The 16,019-nt window shown below is 54.8% G+C and carries 15 protein-coding genes and 4 tRNA genes; 2 read left to right on the forward strand and 17 right to left on the reverse strand.

Annotated features, from left to right (window positions below; all coding sequences use genetic code 11):
* Window positions 1-27: 27 nt before the first annotated feature.
* From gshA to pncC, 12 genes are all read right to left on the reverse strand, one after another.
* Window positions 28-1,584 carry a glutamate--cysteine ligase gene (gene gshA, locus DBY68_RS10220; RefSeq protein WP_108476424.1) on the reverse strand — a complete coding sequence of 519 codons (1,557 nt, stop codon included), beginning with the start codon at window positions 1,582-1,584 and terminating at the stop codon, window positions 28-30.
* A gap of 78 nt (window positions 1,585-1,662) precedes the next feature.
* Complete coding sequence (locus DBY68_RS10225; protein ID WP_108476423.1) at window positions 1,663-2,091, reverse strand: YqaA family protein; 429 nt, start codon at window positions 2,089-2,091, stop codon at window positions 1,663-1,665.
* Entirely contained in the window at window positions 2,088-2,654 is a 567-nt protein-coding gene (gene yqaB, locus DBY68_RS10230) for a fructose-1-phosphate/6-phosphogluconate phosphatase (RefSeq protein ID WP_108476422.1), read from the reverse strand. The genes DBY68_RS10225 and yqaB overlap by 4 nt, the downstream gene beginning before the upstream one ends.
* Window positions 2,655-2,817: 163 nt before the next feature.
* Window positions 2,818-2,894: transfer RNA gene (locus DBY68_RS10235), tRNA-Arg, on the reverse strand.
* A gap of 31 nt (window positions 2,895-2,925) precedes the next feature.
* Window positions 2,926-3,002, reverse strand: a tRNA-Arg gene (locus tag DBY68_RS10240).
* Window positions 3,003-3,060: 58 nt separating this feature from the next.
* A tRNA-Arg gene (locus DBY68_RS10245) sits at window positions 3,061-3,137 on the reverse strand.
* Window positions 3,138-3,141: 4 nt separating this feature from the next.
* Window positions 3,142-3,234: transfer RNA gene (locus DBY68_RS10250), tRNA-Ser, on the reverse strand.
* 337 nt (window positions 3,235-3,571) lie between these two features.
* Window positions 3,572-3,757, reverse strand: coding sequence for a carbon storage regulator CsrA (gene csrA, locus DBY68_RS10255; RefSeq protein WP_000906486.1), 186 nt, complete (start codon window positions 3,755-3,757; stop codon window positions 3,572-3,574).
* 298 nt (window positions 3,758-4,055) lie between these two features.
* Window positions 4,056-6,683, reverse strand: a complete 2,628-nt coding sequence (gene alaS, locus DBY68_RS10260) for an alanine--tRNA ligase (RefSeq protein ID WP_108476421.1) — start codon at window positions 6,681-6,683, stop codon at window positions 4,056-4,058.
* A 129-nt stretch (window positions 6,684-6,812) separates the two neighbouring features.
* The gene (gene recX, locus DBY68_RS10265) at window positions 6,813-7,313 is read right to left on the reverse strand and encodes a recombination regulator RecX (protein WP_108476420.1); all 501 of its coding nucleotides are present in this window, start codon (window positions 7,311-7,313) and stop codon (window positions 6,813-6,815) included.
* A gap of 70 nt (window positions 7,314-7,383) precedes the next feature.
* Window positions 7,384-8,448 carry a recombinase RecA gene (gene recA / locus DBY68_RS10270; RefSeq protein WP_108476419.1) on the reverse strand — a complete coding sequence of 355 codons (1,065 nt, stop codon included), beginning with the start codon at window positions 8,446-8,448 and terminating at the stop codon, window positions 7,384-7,386.
* Window positions 8,449-8,528: 80 nt separating this feature from the next.
* A complete protein-coding gene (pncC, locus tag DBY68_RS10275; protein ID WP_108476418.1) occupies window positions 8,529-9,026 on the reverse strand; it encodes a nicotinamide-nucleotide amidase in 498 nt (165 codons plus the stop codon).
* Between the two features lie 198 nt (window positions 9,027-9,224).
* Between pncC and DBY68_RS10280 the strand changes: the two genes are divergently transcribed.
* Window positions 9,225-9,464 (forward strand): hypothetical protein, encoded by a 240-nt coding sequence (locus DBY68_RS10280; RefSeq protein WP_108476417.1) that lies wholly within the window; start codon window positions 9,225-9,227, stop codon window positions 9,462-9,464.
* A gap of 27 nt (window positions 9,465-9,491) precedes the next feature.
* On the opposite strand, the gene DBY68_RS10285 is transcribed toward DBY68_RS10280, so the two are convergent.
* The 4 genes from DBY68_RS10285 to mltB all read right to left on the reverse strand — a co-directional run bounded on the left by DBY68_RS10285 (window position 9,492) and on the right by mltB (window position 13,203).
* Window positions 9,492-10,370 (reverse strand): metal ABC transporter substrate-binding protein, encoded by an 879-nt coding sequence (locus DBY68_RS10285; RefSeq protein WP_108476416.1) that lies wholly within the window; start codon window positions 10,368-10,370, stop codon window positions 9,492-9,494.
* A 9-nt stretch (window positions 10,371-10,379) separates the two neighbouring features.
* The gene (locus tag DBY68_RS10290) at window positions 10,380-11,243 is read right to left on the reverse strand and encodes a metal ABC transporter permease (RefSeq protein WP_108476415.1); all 864 of its coding nucleotides are present in this window, start codon (window positions 11,241-11,243) and stop codon (window positions 10,380-10,382) included.
* Window positions 11,240-11,926 carry an ATP-binding cassette domain-containing protein gene (locus tag DBY68_RS10295; protein WP_189624005.1) on the reverse strand — a complete coding sequence of 229 codons (687 nt, stop codon included), beginning with the start codon at window positions 11,924-11,926 and terminating at the stop codon, window positions 11,240-11,242. Before DBY68_RS10295 ends, DBY68_RS10290 begins: the two co-directional genes overlap by 4 nt.
* A gap of 197 nt (window positions 11,927-12,123) precedes the next feature.
* Entirely contained in the window at window positions 12,124-13,203 is a 1,080-nt protein-coding gene (mltB, locus tag DBY68_RS10300; RefSeq protein ID WP_108476413.1) for a lytic murein transglycosylase B, read from the reverse strand.
* Between the two features lie 221 nt (window positions 13,204-13,424).
* On the opposite strand from mltB, the gene gutQ reads away from it, so the two are divergent.
* Window positions 13,425-14,399: an arabinose-5-phosphate isomerase GutQ gene (gene gutQ, locus DBY68_RS10305; protein WP_108476412.1), complete on the forward strand. Its 975-nt coding sequence runs from the start codon at window positions 13,425-13,427 to the stop codon at window positions 14,397-14,399.
* Here the strand turns inward: gutQ and norR are convergent.
* Window positions 14,396-15,916, reverse strand: a complete 1,521-nt coding sequence (norR, locus tag DBY68_RS10310; RefSeq protein ID WP_108476411.1) for a nitric oxide reductase transcriptional regulator NorR — start codon at window positions 15,914-15,916, stop codon at window positions 14,396-14,398. The genes gutQ and norR overlap by 4 nt on opposite strands.
* Between the last annotated feature and the right edge of the window lie 103 nt (window positions 15,917-16,019).

Genomic DNA, 16,019 nt, shown 5'->3' on the forward strand with positions numbered 1-16,019 from the left:
ACAGTGATGTGGCCTTTTTCTTTTCTGTCAGGCGTGTTTTGCCAGCAACGCTTCAAATGATTCCGTATCCGAGGCTTCCAGCTTACGCTGACGCTCAACGGATGCATCACGTTCCGCAGCAAATTCCTCTTCGGTTAGGATCTCCAGCGGCTCCTCACGCAGCATATTACGATATTGCTCCGCCAGCGCCTTGCCGGTTCCACCAATGCCCTCATCAAGCATAGAACGCAGAATGCGCGCTGAGAAGGTTAATTCCGGATTATCAAAGCACGCAACCAGTTCATCGCACACTTTCTGGTAAGCTTCACCGCCTTCAATGCTGTCCATGGTCTGCGCCACACGTTTCAGATCGCGGAACAGATCTTTACCCACTTTCGGCAGCGGGAACTGTGCGGTTTCGCAACCCATGCCCAGCGTGAGGCCCGGCTTACGTCCTTCCAGAATCACGCGATTCCAGTTGGTGCGCGTGCATTGCAGCTCCTTGCTGCTCATTTCAGGCGCATCAGCCAGCACGCACCAGACCATAAACAGATCAAGGAAGCGAATCTGCTGCTCATCCACGCCGATTGGTGAGAACGGGTTAATATCCAGCGAGCGCACTTCGATATATTCGATGCCACCACGCAGCAGCGCGTCAGACGGATTCTCACCGCTACGTGTCACGCGTTTAGGACGAATCGGTGCGTAGAGCTCGTTCTCAATCTGCAAGATATTGCTGTTGATTTGCAGACGCTTACCGTCTTTCTCAACACCAATACGCGCATATTCTTCCGATGGTGTTTTGATCGCCCGCTTTAATCCTGCCACGTATTCATGCAATTCGTTAAACGTAATTCCGAGATTGCTTTGCGATTTATTGGTATAGCCGAGATCGCTCAGACGCAGAGACGTGGCGTAAGGCAGGTAGTACATGCCGCAGTCGGTTTTCTCAAACGGCAACGCACTCTCCTTCCCTTGCAGGAAAGAGGAGCAAATCGCCGGAGAGGCGCCAAACAGATACGGGATCACCCAGCCAAAACGATAATAGTTGCGGATCGCGCGGAAATAGCCAGCAGAGATCGCATCTTTACCGCTCTCAGCATCCGTCACACCGCACTTCGCCTGCCAGAACGCCATCGGCAAAGAGAAGTTGTAATGCACGCCAGAGATGGTTTGCATCAGCGCGCCATAGCGATTCTTCAGCCCTTCGCGATACAGCGTTTTCAGACGGCCAACGTTAGACGTGCCGTACTGCGCCAGTTCGATATCCTGGCCCGGCGCGATATAGCACGGCATACTCAGCGGCCACATCCGTTCATCGCCAAGATGACGCGCCGTATAACGGTGCACGTCACGCAGGAAGGTGAGCATATGATTGACGTCGCCATCAACCGGAGTGATAAATTCCAGCAGCGCTTCGGCGAAATCGGTAGTGATCCATTTATGGGTCAACGTCGAGCCGAGTGATTCCGGGTGCCCGGTCGTTGCCAGTGAGCCATCAGCGTTAACGCGCAGCGTCTCACGCTCAAGACCACGATTTATCCCTTTCAGTGCTTCAGGGTGTTTTTCCAGCCAGGTCAGCGCCTGTGATACATCCGGGATCAAATTGACCTCCCGCCTGTCGATATCATTTTATTAAGCATAATTGTAATGGTTGACGATTAAAGGTCACAAGCAATCCAATTAGTGCCACCACGTCATACCCTGGAGCGTCGCCGCCGCTACAGCGATGTAGCGTAACGCTTTTCCAAGACATAAAAAAAAGAGCACCGGCCCCCAGGAGATGCGCATCCATCCCGCCAGCAGACACAGTAAATCACCGATCACGGGCATCCAGCTCAGTAACAGTGTGGCTGCGCCATAACGTTTTAACCAGGATGTTGCTTTTTCCTGCCAGCGCGATTGCTTACGCACGGGAAACAACCGTCCAAGGATAACGTTTGTTGCCCCACCAAGGCTATTACCCATTGTTGCTATTAATACTAAAAGCCAGGGGTGACTGAGGCCAGAGACGAGGAGCGCGACAAGCACCGCTTCCGAGTTCCCCGGCAGCAGTGTTGCGCTCAGGAAACTGCTAGCGAACAACGATGCCAGCGCCAGCCCGTCACTCACAGCAGACGAACGTCAACAGCGTCCATACCGGCGCTTCTGGCCGCCTGCAGGCCAAAATCCGCATCTTCAAACACGACGCATTTTTCCGGCGCCACGCCTAAGCGTTGTGCGCAAAGCAGGAAAGTATCAGGCGCGGGTTTGTGATTTTTGACGTGATCGGCGGCGACCACCGCAGAAAAATAGTGACGCAGACCCAGATGCGCAAGCAACGCTTCAGCAATAGCGCTCTCGCTGCCTGTACCGACCGCCATCGGGCGACGTCCGTGCCAGGCTTTCACCACATCAATCAGCGGTAACGGCGTCACAGAATCCAGCAGCATCGCTTTAACGGCGGCTGTTTTTTCCTGTGCCAGAAGATGAGGGTCGAGATCGGCCTGATGAAGCTCAATGATGGCCTGGGCGATACGCCAGGTAGGAGAACCGTTAAGGGCAACCATCGCCTGCTCGTCGAAACGCATACCATAACGCCCCAGCACCTCGTTCCACGCTTTACGGTGCGTAGGCTCGGTATCCAGGATAGTGCCATCCATATCAAAGATTAATCCCGCGTAGCGTTCGTACATCACGTTCTCACAGACAGATAAAGTGAGATGTTACTTTAACGTAAAAGGCGGTTTTTGTCGCTGACAGACGCGTTGGAAATATGTCGTGAGGGAGGGTTTAGAACAAATTAGGATTTATAAGTGTATCGGGGAAGTAAGAGACTAGCTGTAATCCAGGAGAAGATGGTGCATCCGGGAGGATTCGAACCTCCGACCGCTCGGTTCGTAGCCGAGTACTCTATCCAGCTGAGCTACGGATGCATCGGGAAATACTATTCGTTAAAACAAGAGATGGTGCATCCGGGAGGATTCGAACCTCCGACCGCTCGGTTCGTAGCCGAGTACTCTATCCAGCTGAGCTACGGATGCATCGGTAAACTTGCTTTACTACGCTGATTTAACATCACTAATGCAATGTTAAGTAAGATGGTGCATCCGGGAGGATTCGAACCTCCGACCGCTCGGTTCGTAGCCGAGTACTCTATCCAGCTGAGCTACGGATGCAAAATGGCGGTGAGGCGGGGATTCGAACCCCGGATGCAGCTTTTGACCGCATACTCCCTTAGCAGGGGAGCGCCTTCAGCCTCTCGGCCACCTCACCACACGCCTCTTACGAGTGCTTCGGAGAACTCGTTAAAAGCTCTTCGTCGCTGCGTGGCGCACATATTACTTTCTGGGCTTTATAAGTCAAACAATTTTTCGAGACCTTTTATCGTTTGCACACTTCGCGCACAATTAGGCGGTAAAAACGGCAAAAAGCCTGTTTTCTCAACAGTAAAATCCCTAACTCACAGTAAAACAAAACAGAAAGAATGTGGCACAGCAGTGGCGATAAAATCACGGCGGGCAGAAAAAAGAAGATTGCGAGAAGAAAACGAAGCGGTAAAACGGGAATTCTGGAAAGGATGCGTCTCACCGGAGAGGTGAGACGCGAGAACTTAGTAACTGGACTGCTGGGATTTTTCAGCTTGGATACGCTGGTAGATCTCTTCACGGTGAACGGATACTTCTTTCGGAGCGTTAACGCCGATACGCACCTGGTTACCCTTCACCCCTAAAACTGTCACAGTGACCTCATCTCCAATCATGAGGGTCTCACCAACTCGACGAGTCAGAATCAGCATTCTTTGCTCCTTGAAAGATTAAAAGAGTCGGGTCTCTCTGTATCCCGGCATATCCATCATATACACACTCAACATCAGGCTTCCTTGATTTGACCTGAACGCTTCGTGCATAACGCCAAACGTACGCTGTGACTCACACCCTGGTGTAACGTTCACGGCATCACATTCTGTTAAACGTAAGTTTAGCCGATATACATGACTTCAACCTGACTTTATCGTTATCAGTACTCCATATGCAAGGCGTCTTAACAATTAACGTTAAGACGCCCACACAGGATTTATTTTATGTCTTGCGTAATTACAGCTTCGCGCTCACCCAGCCTTTCACACTGGACAATGCCGCTGGAAGCGCCGTCGCATCGGTACCACCGGCTTGCGCCATATCCGGACGACCACCGCCTTTACCACCAACTTGTTGAGCCACCATGCCGATAAGTTCCCCTGCTTTTACGCGGTCAGTGACATCCTTAGAGACGCCCGCAATCAGAGAAACCTTATCGTCAGCCACGGTCGCCAGCACAATAATGGCGGAACCCAGCTGATTCTTCAGATCGTCAACCATTGTGCGCAGCATTTTCGGCTCAACGCCGGAAAGCTCGCTCACCAGCAGCTTAACGCCGTTGATGTTTTCTGCTTTGCTGGAAAGGTTTGCACTCTCCTGCGCTGCCGCCTGCTCTTTCAGCTGCTGCAGCTCTTTTTCCAGTTGACGGGTACGTTCCAGAACAGTACGCACTTTTTCCGTCAGGTTATGGCTATCGCCTTTCAACAACTGGGCGATATCACTCAAACGATCGCTTTCTGCATGCAGGCTGGCAATCGCGCCTTCACCGGTAACCGCTTCGATACGACGAACACCCGCCGCCGTTCCGGATTCGGACACAATACGGAACAGGCCGATGTCACCGGTGCGTGAAGCGTGAGTTCCGCCGCACAGCTCGGTAGAGAAATCGCCCATGCTCAGCACGCGAACGCGGTCATCATATTTTTCACCGAACAGCGCCATCGCGCCCTTCGCTTTTGCCGCGTCGAGATCCATTACGTTAGTCTCAATCGGCAGGTTACGACGAATCTGGGCATTCACCAGATCTTCGACCGCACGAATCTCTTCCGGTTTCATCGCTTCGAAATGCGAGAAATCGAAACGCAGCACTTTGTCATTGACCAGAGAGCCTTTCTGCGCCACGTGCGTGCCAAGAATCTGGCGCAGCGCTGCGTGCATCAGGTGTGTCGCCGAGTGGTTCAGTCGAATACGCGCACGACGCGCTTCGTCAACATCAGCCTGAACCGCGTCGCCCACTTTCAGAGAACCTGTCGTCAGCTTGCCGAGATGACCAATCGCCTGACCATATTTCTGCGTATCATTCACGCTGAAGCTAAAGCCCGCGCCTTTCAGCTCGCCTTTATCGCCAACCTGACCGCCAGATTCCGCATAGAACGGGGTCTGGTCCAGAATGACTACCGCTTCCTGACCGGCCGCCACGCTTTCAACCGCTTTACCGTCGATAAACAGTGCAGTGACTTTGCCGTTCAGTTCGAGATGATCGTAACCTTTGAATTCTGACGCGCCATCAACGCGGATCATCGCGTTATAGTCTGCGCCGAAACCGCTGGATTCACGCGCACGACGGCGCTGCTCTTCCATCGCAGCTTCAAAGCCTGCTTCGTCAACTTTCAGGCCACGCTCACGACAAACGTCCGCCGTCAGGTCAACCGGGAAGCCGTAAGTGTCGTACAGACGGAAAGCGGTTTCGCCATCCAGCGTGTCGCCCTTCAGCTTAGATAACTCTTCATCCAGCAGCGCCAGGCCGCGTTCCAGCGTACGGGCAAACTGCTCTTCTTCGGTTTTCAGAATCTGTTCAACCTGCGCCTGCTGGCGTTTCAGTTCTTCACCGGCAGAACCCATCACGTCAATCAGCGGGCCAACCAGCTTGTAGAAGAAGGTGTCTTTCGCACCCAGCATGTTGCCATGACGAATAGCGCGACGAATGATGCGGCGCAGCACGTAGCCACGGTTTTCATTCGACGGTGTAACGCCATCGGCAACCAGGAATGCACAGGAACGAATGTGGTCGGCAATCACGCGCAGTGACTTGTTAGACAGGTCAGTCGCGCCGGTCACTTTTGCTACGGAATCAATCAGTTTACGGAACAGGTCAATTTCATAGTTAGAGTTGACGTGTTGCAGTACCGCTGTGATACGTTCCAGACCCATACCGGTGTCGACGGACGGTTTCGGCAGCGGCTCCATGGTGCCGTCAGCCTGACGGTTGAACTGCATGAAGACAATGTTCCAGATTTCAATGTAACGGTCGCCGTCTTCTTCAGGCGTTCCCGGAGGGCCACCCCAGATGTGGTCGCCGTGATCGTAGAAGATCTCGGTGCACGGGCCGCATGGGCCGGTATCGCCCATCTGCCAGAAGTTATCGGAAGCATACGGCGCGCCTTTGTTGTCGCCAATGCGAATGATGCGCTCACGCGGGATACCGACTTCTTTTTCCCAGATTTCGTAAGCTTCATCATCGGTTTCGTAAACGGTCACCCACAGACGCTCTTTCGGCAGGGCGAACCAGTTTTCACCGGTCAGTAATTCCCACGCGTACTGAATAGCGTCGTGTTTGAAGTAGTCGCCGAAGCTGAAGTTGCCCAGCATTTCGAAGAACGTGTGGTGACGCGCGGTGTAACCGACGTTTTCCAAATCGTTATGTTTACCACCCGCACGAACGCAACGCTGCGCAGTAGTTGCGCGAGAATAATTACGTTTGTCGAGACCAAGGAAAACATCCTTGAACTGGTTCATCCCGGCGTTGGTAAACAGCAGGGTCGGGTCGTTATTCGGCACCAGGGAGCTGCTGGCAACTACCTGATGTCCCTTGCTATGGAAAAAGTCGAGAAACGCCTGACGGATCTCAGCGGTGCTCTTGCTCATAATTATCCTGAAATCAAGCTAACGAAAGGTCGCCGTCGTAGCAGGTTATTTGTTGTCCAACTTGCTACCTGACGGAAAAAGTGGGAATAAGATAAGTTTTCTTTAAAGGGAAGTAAAACCCCCGAGCGCTCAATCGGCAAAATTTCGCCATATTTCCTGGATATCTTCCATCAGATAGCCACGGTAAAGCAAAAAGCGCTGGATTTTCACTTTTTCAGCAAATGTTGTCGGTAACGGTTCACCGTACTTCCGCTCGGCCTGATCACGCGCCAGCGTACACCAGTCAATATCACACTCGCGCATCGCCTGCTCGATATCATTACGTGCAATGCCTTTTTGCCCGAGTTCCTGTCGAATACGCGCCGGGCCGTAGCCTTTGCGGCTGCGGCTGGCGATAAACTGCTGCACAAATCGCAGGTCATCGAGATAGCGATTCTCATGACACCAGGCGATCACTTTTTCGACCTCTTCTTCCGGCGCATCAATGGGTTCGGGGCCGTTTTTAGTCATCACCGGGGCCGTCAGTTTACGGCGTAGCTCCTGTTCGCTGTGGTCTCGCATTGCCAGAATACGAATGGCACGATCCAACAAACGCGCGTAAGCGGAGCGGCGTGGTGCGTTCTCGTTCATAACCCTCCCGATCGTTTAAATGCAAAAAAGGGCTGCATTAGCAGCCCTTCTGTTTTCTGATGAGAGGTTATCAGAAATCTTCGTTGGTTTCTTTCGCGTGCGTGTCGTTTTCATCGACCACGAAATCCGGCGTAGAATCCTGATTGCTGAGCAGTAACTCGCGCACTTTTTTCTCGATTTCTTTCGCCGCAGCCGGGTTCTCTTTCAGCCAGGAGATAGCATTCGCTTTACCCTGACCAATTTTGTCGCCGTTGTAGCTATACCAGGCACCCGCTTTTTCGATCAGCTTCTCTTTCACGCCCAGGTCAACCAGCTCGCCCAGGAAGTTAATACCTTCACCGTAGAGGATCTGGAATTCGGCCTGTTTGAACGGTGCGGCGATTTTGTTTTTCACCACTTTCACGCGGGTTTCACTACCGATGACGTTATCGCCCTCTTTCACCGCGCCGATACGGCGGATATCCAGACGAACGGACGCATAGAATTTCAGCGCGTTACCGCCAGTGGTGGTTTCCGGGTTACCGAACATGACGCCAATTTTCATACGGATCTGGTTGATGAAGATAAGCAGCGTGTTGGACTGTTTCAGGTTACCCGCCAGCTTACGCATCGCCTGGCTCATCATACGTGCCGCAAGGCCCATGTGAGAGTCACCGATTTCGCCTTCGATTTCCGCTTTTGGTGTCAGTGCCGCAACGGAGTCGACAACCAGCACGTCAACCGCGCCAGAGCGCGCCAGCGCATCACAGATTTCCAGCGCCTGTTCACCAGTATCTGGCTGAGAACACAGCAGGTTGTCGATATCAACCCCCAGCTTACGCGCATAGATGGGATCCAGCGCGTGCTCTGCATCGATAAAGGCGCAGGTTTTGCCTTCACGCTGTGCCGCAGCAATAACCTGCAGGGTCAGCGTTGTTTTACCGGACGATTCAGGCCCGTAGATTTCGACGATACGTCCCATCGGCAGACCGCCTGCACCCAGTGCGATATCCAGTGAAAGCGAACCGGTGGAGATGGTTTCCACGTCCATGGAACGGTCTTCACCCAGGCGCATGATGGAGCCTTTGCCAAATTGTTTCTCAATTTGGCCCAGTGCTGCCGCCAACGCTTTCTGTTTGTTTTCGTCGATAGCCATTTTTACTCCTGTCATGCCGAGCAAGCCCGGGGAATGAATTCTGTTCTGTTGAAGCAATTATACTGTATAGTCATACAGTATCAAGTATTTTGTAGAAATTGTTGCCAGAGCAGTTGCAAGGCAAATGCCGTAGCCTGCCGACGCACCGATTCACGGTCGCCCGAGAAGCATTCGCGCTGGGTTACACCCTGCCCGGTCGCGCTTGCCACGCCAAACCATACGGTGCCGACGGGCTTCTCATCGCTGCCGCCATCCGGCCCGGCAATGCCGCTGACCGATACCGCATAAGAGGCGCGCGCTGCACGCAATGCGCCCACGGCCATTTCGACCACTACCGGTTCGCTCACCGCGCCATGCTGTTCCAGCGTCACCGCGCTGACGCCAATCATTTGCGATTTAGCTTCATTGCTATAGGTGACAAAGCCGCGCTCAAACCACGCTGAGCTTCCCGCGACATCGGTCAGGGTTTTTGCAATCCAGCCTCCGGTGCAAGATTCTGCCGCGGTGACTGTCGCACCCTGCGCTTTCAGCGCCTGCCCGACCTTTTCGCTCAGTTGAAATAATTCGCTGTCAGTCATCATCCCTCCTGTCAGGTAGATATCTGTCGGACAAGATAGCACTTTCCCAACACAGATGGGGGCGAGGTATCGATTTTACGAGGGGGGTTCAGAAAATGGATCGCAAGCATTGCCCTGGTGCTTTTCGGATAGCAGCCTGAAAAACACAGTGAGATAATTTCACCGGGAAACTACCCTGAAAATGGAAGGACTAAGGATATGTCGACACACGATCCAGAGACTGAAAAAAAACTCAAGAAAACGGAACAGTTACGCTTAATTATGTTTTTTTGCGGCCTGTTCACATTAGTGAAAGTGGGGTTAAGTATCAGTTCGGGCCCGTTTGATGCATTGTATATGGCAGTTGAAGCATTGCTCGGCCTGGTATGTCTGATTTATGCCCTGCGGTTGGGCAAAACAGTGAGTTCACTTAAAGCCGGGCAAGGCAACGTGAAATAAGTGTCGGCCCCTACGGGCCGACCGAGATTACTGCATGCTGCTAACAATAGTCTCCACGTTATGTCGCACCATATTCACGTAGCTATCCGCCACGCCGCCCGGTTTCGATAACGCTTCCGGATAAAGCTCGCCACCCGCCTGCGCGCCGGTCGCGGATGCAATCTGTTTTACCAGACGTGGGTCGAGCTGGTTTTCCATAAACCAGGTGTGCACACCATCAGCTTTGATTTGTTTAATCAACGCGCCGACATCCGCTGCGTTCGCTTCGCTTTCCGATGACAGCCCCTGCGGCGACAGGAAGTCCACCTGATACGCTTTGGCGAAATAGCCGAACGCATCGTGGCTGGTCAGTACCTTACGCTTATCGCGCGGAATCGGGCTGAAGCGCTGCTTCACCCAGCTATCGAGCGCCCTGAGTTCAGCCACATATTTCGTACCGCGTGCTTTTATGGCACTGGCGTCCTGCGGGTCCGCTTTGGCGAGCCCCTCGGTAATGTTCTGCGCATAAATGACGCCGTTCGCCACATTATTCCAGGCGTGCGGGTCCGTCACCGTTTGTCCGTCTTCTTCCAGGGTTTGCGTAGCGACACCCTGCGAGGCAACGACCAATTGCCCTTTAAACCCGGACGCTTTGACCAATCGGTCAATCCACCCTTCCAGCCCCAGGCCGTTAACCACCACCACATCCGCTTTGCTCAGCAACGCGCTCTCTTTTGGCGACGGCTCAAAAGTATGGGGATCGCCGTCCGGCCCCACCAGCGTCGTCACCTTCACCGCATCGCCCCCAACCTGTTGCGTGATATCGCCCAACACCGAAAAACTGGTGACAACATTGAGCGTTTTCGCCATCGCGCCCTGCGTGATTAACCCCAACGCCAGCGCCAGAATCACCTTCTTCATTTTCATACCCTCCCCTCAGTTAAAAAGCGCACGCAGGCGGTAGGCCAGCCTGCTGCGCGTGCCAAAAATTAGCGAAAAAAGAAAAATCAGACTGGCGGTCAGAACGATAGACGGCCCGGCGGGCAGGCTTGCCGCCCACGACAGGCTAAGCCCCATCCAAGCGCAAAGCACGCCGCACAGCCCCGCCAGCCAGAGCATAGCTGGCAGTGTTTGCGCCCAGCAGCGGGCCGCTATTGCGGGCAGCATCATTACGCCCACCGCCATCAACGTGCCCAACACCTGAAATCCGGCCACCAGATTCAGCACCAGCAGGGCGAGGAACAATCCGTGCAGCGCAGACGGCAGCCAGCGCGCATTTACCTGCAACCAACTGCTGTCGAACGCTTCAACCACCAGCCCGCGATAACACACCGCCAGGGCGATCAGCGTGATGCTGGCCACCAGCGCGACAAACAGCGCTGACGGGCCATCCACCGCCAGAATGGAGCCAAACAGCAGATGAAGCAGATCGACGTTTGAGCCGCGCAGTGACACCAACGTGACGCCCAGCGCCAGCGAGCCCAGGTAGAATCCGGCAAAGCTGGCATCCTCTTTCAGGAGCGTGCGACGGCTTACCCAACCCGCCCCCAACGCCACGGCGATCCCTGCCACGAAACCGCCGATCGTCATTGCCAGCAATGACATTCCATTCATTAAATAGCCCACAGCAACGCCGGGAAGTATGGCGTGCGACAGCGCATCGCCCATTAAGCTCATCCGCCGCAGCAGAAGAAATACGCCAAGCAGCGTTGTGCTTAGTGAAAGCGCGAGGCACACCATCAGCGCCCGACGCATAAAGCCGAACTCAATAAACGGCTGAAAGAAGATGTGCCAGATCATGCTGACCTCGCGGGTAACAGCGGGGAGATTGCGCGCACGCCGCCTAACTCCAGCACCTGTGGAAAGAAGCGCGCCACTTTTTCGCTGTCATGCAGCACCGCCAGCACCGTTTGCCCGTGCCGCTGCATATCCAGAATGAGCGACATCAACATCTCCGTAGTCGTTTCATCGACGCCAGTAAAGGGTTCATCCAGCATCACCAGCGGAGCCTGCTGCACTAAAATGCGGGCAAAGAGCATGCGCTGGAACTGGCCGCCGGATAGGGTGTTAATCGGAGCTTTCGCCAGTGACAACAGCCCGACGCGCTCCAGCGCTGTCGCTATACGTTTGCGCATCCCCGGCCCCATGCCGTACAGCAAAGAGAGGCGCGGCCACGCCCCCTGAGACACCACATCCTGCACCGTTAACGGAAACTGCTGATCGAGCTCCTGTCGCTGCGCCAGCCAGCCAATAACCGGACGCCGCACCTGCCAGCGCACTTTACCGCTCACGGGCGGAATGAATCCGGCCAGCGTTTTCAACAGTGTCGATTTGCCGCAGCCATTCGCCCCGACGATCGCCATCAGGTTGCCGCGCGTAATGCGTCCATCGACGGGGGGCGCAATCGCCTCGCCGTCATAGCCGATGCAAAGGTTATCGAGCACGATCATGGCAGTGATACCGCCCACCAGGCGACGAGCCAAATAAACGCCAACAGCAGACATGCGCCTGCCAGTCGCCTCAGGCTGGAGAGAGAAAAAAGCGAAGGTGACATGAATACCGCCCCAATGATTATGTTATAACATAACAATAAACAGCAGGCAGAGAAATGTAAATCCTTGTCAGCACATGAGGGTGTATCGAAATGTAACTCCCCTCCCGGACGGGAGGGGAAGCGGGATTACTGAACGCGAGCCAGCGCGACGGCCTGGCCAAGCTGCCAGACAGCCATCGCATAGTGCGTGCTGTGGTTATAGCGGGTGATAGTGTAGAAATTCGGCAAACCGTACCAGTACTGATAACCAGTGCCGACATCCAGACGCAGCAGGCTGGCCTGCTGATGGTTGCCCAGCGAATCCATCGGCGTCAGGCCCGCGGCAGCAAGCTGCGACACGCTGTATTTGGTTTTAAAGCCGTTTTCCAGCCCTGGTGCCTGGCCCATCGCCTGCACCGCCACCTGGTCGCCCTTCACCCAACCGTGCTGTTTGAAGTAGTTCGCCACGCTGCCGATAGCATCTTCCGGGTCCCACAGGTTAATGTGTCCGTCACCATTAAAATCAACGGCGTACTGTTTGTAAGAGGACGGCATAAACTGGCCGTAACCCATTGCACCCGCGAAGGAACCTTTCAGATCCAGCGGGTCATCGCTTTCATCGCGCGCCATCAGCAAGAAGGTTTCCAGTTCGCCAGAGAAGTACTCTGCACGGCGCGGATAATTAAAGGAGAGCGTCGCCAGCGCATCGAGGATACGGGTTTTACCCATCACGCGGCCCCAGCGGGTTTCAACGCCGATAATACCGACGATAATTTCCGGCGGCACACCGTACACCTGCCACGCGCGTTTCAGCGCGGCTTCATGTTGATTCCAGAATGCGACGCCGTTTTGCACGTTGTCCGGGGTAATAAACTGTTTGCGATAGCGCAGCCACGCGCCGTTTGGCCCACTCGGCGGCAAACCGGTCGGTGCCTGGCGATCCATCAGACGCAACACATAATCAAGACGCTTCGCCTGGGAGAGAATTTCGTGCAACTGTTGTCGGTCAAAGCCGTGCTTGCTCACCATCTTATCGATGAACTGCTCTGCCGCCGGGTTATTGGCAAAATCACCGGTCGGGATCAGCGCATTGTGCTGCGGCTCCAGCAGGAAACCGCCGGATGGCGTGCCAGCCGTTGCCGGTGCGGCGGCGGTTTTCGGTTTGCTGCTACAGGCAGCGAGCAGGACACACAAGGGCAGTAAGGCGATATAACGACGCTTCAACATGGGACATCCATTTAACAATATCGGCAAGAGGTAATTATGGTAAAGCAATCGCAACGCCTCAAGGAAGCGCCATAACGTATCGTGGATAAAAAAACTTCCCCCCTCCTTAACCTTGATCGCGCCATTGGTATTGACCGGACAAAATCAGTACCCTTATGCCGCACCTCGGTGAATGCCGAGCCCTACACGTATAATATTCAAAAATGACAGGATGCAACGCCATGATTGCGGAAAACACTTTTTTACTGGAAGCGGGCCGTCAAACGCTGATGCTGGAACTTCATGAAGCCAGCCAACTGCCGGACCGCCTGGGTGATGACTTTATCAAAGCCGCCGAAGCCATCATTCATTGCAAAGGCAAACTGATTGTTTCCGGTATCGGTAAATCGGGCCATATCGGTAAAAAACTTGCCGCAACCTTCGCCAGCACCGGCACACCCGCGTTCTTTGTTCACCCGGCTGAAGCGCTGCACGGCGATCTGGGTATGGTGGAAAGTCAGGATGTGATGCTGTTTATCTCCTACTCCGGCGGCGCGAAAGAGCTGGATTTAATTATCCCGCGGCTGGAAGAAAAGTCCGTTGTCCTGCTGGCGATGACCGGCAAATCGCACTCACCGTTAGGTTTAGCCGCAAAAGCCGTTCTGGATATTTCCGTTGAGCGTGAAGCCTGCCCGATGCGTCTTGCCCCCACCTCCAGCACTGTGAACACGCTAATGATGGGCGATGCGCTGGCGATGGCCGTGATGCAGGCGCGAGGTTTCAATGAGGAAGATTTTGCCCGTTCACATCCGGCTGGCGCGCTGGGCGCACGCTTACTGAATAAAGTGCATCATCTGATGCGCCGCGATGCCGACGTACCGCAGGTGAGCATCCACGCCAGTATTATGGACGCCATGCTCGAACTGAGCCGCACCGGGCTGGGCCTGGTTGCCGTCTGTGATGAGCTGTTGCAGGTGAAAGGCGTGTTTACCGATGGCGACCTGCGCCGCTGGCTGGTTGGCGGTGGCGCACTGGCGGATAACGTCAGCCTGGCGATGACGGTGAACGGCACTACGCTGAATGCGCAGAGCCGCGCTATTGATGCCAAAGAGCAGCTGATGAAGAAAAAAATCAGCGCCGCGCCGGTGGTGGATGACAACGGCCAACTGGTCGGCGCGATCAACCTGCAAAACTTCTATCAGGCCGGTATTCTTTAATCCTTCATCCCCAGACGTTTCGCCAGCCGATGCAGGTTGGCGACGTCTGTCTCCAGCGCCCGTGCGCTGGCCGCCCAGTTGTTACTGTTTTGCGCCAGCGCCTGACGAATCATCTCACGCTGAAAATGTTCGGTGGCGTCACGCAGGTTGTGACACGCTGGTAACGCTGGCGCTTCACTTTCCATGACTGGCGCAACCGCGCTCTCCTCAAACGCAAAATGCTGCGCTTCAAGGATCACATCGCCACCGCTCCGCGTTGCGCGCGCCAGCACGACCGCGCGGTGCACCGCATGTTCCAGCTCACGCACGTTGCCCGGCCAGGCGTAACTCAGCAAATGCGCCCTCGCTCCGGCGCTTAAAATCACCCGCGATAACCCCAAACGCAACCGGCACTGTTCGCAGAAATAGCCTGCCAGCAGCACTACATCATCGCCGCGTTCGCGCAGCGGTGGCACGGAGAGTGGAAAGACGCTCAGACGATGGAACAGATCGGCGCGAAAACGCCCGGCCAGCACCTCTTCACGCAGGTCGCGGTTGGTGGCCGCCAACACGCGCACATCGACCCGCAGACTGCGGTCATCCCCCACACGCTGAATGTCGCCATACTGCAATACGCGCAGCAGCTTGGCCTGCAACGCCAGCGACAGCTCACCAATTTCATCAAGGAACAGCGTGCCGTTATCGGCCATTTCAAACTTACCGCTACGGTTGCTGATAGCCCCGGTAAACGCCCCCTTTACATGACCGAAGAGTTCACTTTCCGCCACGCTTTCTGGCAGCGCCGCGCAGTTAAGATAGACCAGCGGATTAGCCGCTCGCGGGGAACCTTCATGAATCGATTTCGCCACCAGCTCTTTCCCGGTGCCTGTTTCACCGCTGATCAGTACGTTGAGATCGGACGCCGCGACAATCTCTATCTCTTTTTTCAGCTGCATCATGTTCGGCGACAGGCCAATCATGTCGGTACAGGCGACGTGTTCAAACGCGGCAGGTGCCCCCGGCAACATATTCTGACTTTCCAGTTGTTCAATCAGCAGGGCGTTACTCAGCGCCCCGGCGGCCAGCGCGGAGATCAAACGCAACTCTTCATCGCTGAAGACATCGAACTGCTCCGGCACCATCGCATCAAGCGTCAACGCGCCAATCAGGTTCTGCCCGGCAAACAGCGGCAAGCCAACGCAGGCATGCACTTTCAGGCTCTCCTGACCGGGAATTAATCCATCGTAGGGGTCGGGCAAATCACTGTCTGCGGGGAAGCGGACGACATCCCCCGCGCGGGCAATGGCTTCAAGACGAGGATGCCCTTCCAGCGTAAAGCGGCGGCCCAGCACATCCTGCGCCAGCCCGTCGATCGCCAGCGGAACAAACTGCCGTGCTTCATAGCGCAGTAGCGCCGACGCGTCGCACTCCAGCACCTGACGCAGCGTGGTGATTAAGCGCTGAAAGCGATCCTGATGGCCAACACCGCGTTGTAGTTCGATGGCGATATTCGCCAGTACATCGACCGAGAAACTCATCGTAACCTCATTGTCTTTTTGACAATGCATGTTGTCATATTGACTGTATCAATAACAGTCATTTTGACAACAACCATGCACGAAAAAATATTAAATACAGATA

This window comes from Pseudocitrobacter sp. RIT415 (assembly GCF_003057695.2).
Lineage (GTDB): Bacteria > Pseudomonadota > Gammaproteobacteria > Enterobacterales > Enterobacteriaceae > Pseudocitrobacter > Pseudocitrobacter faecalis.

Excerpts from the sequence above, each read along its gene's own strand:
- DBY68_RS10280 (WP_108476417.1), top strand. The coding sequence starts at position 9,225 with ATGTCGACACACGATCCAGAGACTGAAAAAAAACTCAAGAAAACGGAA.
- pncC (WP_108476418.1), bottom strand. The coding sequence starts at position 9,026 with ATGACTGACAGCGAATTATTTCAACTGAGCGAAAAGGTCGGGCAGGCG.
- yqaB (WP_108476422.1), bottom strand. The coding sequence starts at position 2,654 with ATGTACGAACGCTACGCGGGATTAATCTTTGATATGGATGGCACTATC.
- csrA (WP_000906486.1), bottom strand. The coding sequence starts at position 3,757 with ATGCTGATTCTGACTCGTCGAGTTGGTGAGACCCTCATGATTGGAGAT.
- norR (WP_108476411.1), bottom strand. The coding sequence starts at position 15,916 with ATGAGTTTCTCGGTCGATGTACTGGCGAATATCGCCATCGAACTACAA.
- recA (WP_108476419.1), bottom strand. The coding sequence starts at position 8,448 with ATGGCTATCGACGAAAACAAACAGAAAGCGTTGGCGGCAGCACTGGGC.
- DBY68_RS10285 (WP_108476416.1), bottom strand. The coding sequence starts at position 10,370 with ATGAAAATGAAGAAGGTGATTCTGGCGCTGGCGTTGGGGTTAATCACG.
- recX (WP_108476420.1), bottom strand. The coding sequence starts at position 7,313 with ATGAACGAGAACGCACCACGCCGCTCCGCTTACGCGCGTTTGTTGGAT.
- gutQ (WP_108476412.1), top strand. The coding sequence starts at position 13,425 with ATGATTGCGGAAAACACTTTTTTACTGGAAGCGGGCCGTCAAACGCTG.
- alaS (WP_108476421.1), bottom strand. The coding sequence starts at position 6,683 with ATGAGCAAGAGCACCGCTGAGATCCGTCAGGCGTTTCTCGACTTTTTC.
- DBY68_RS10290 (WP_108476415.1), bottom strand. The coding sequence starts at position 11,243 with ATGATCTGGCACATCTTCTTTCAGCCGTTTATTGAGTTCGGCTTTATG.
- mltB (WP_108476413.1), bottom strand. The coding sequence starts at position 13,203 with ATGTTGAAGCGTCGTTATATCGCCTTACTGCCCTTGTGTGTCCTGCTC.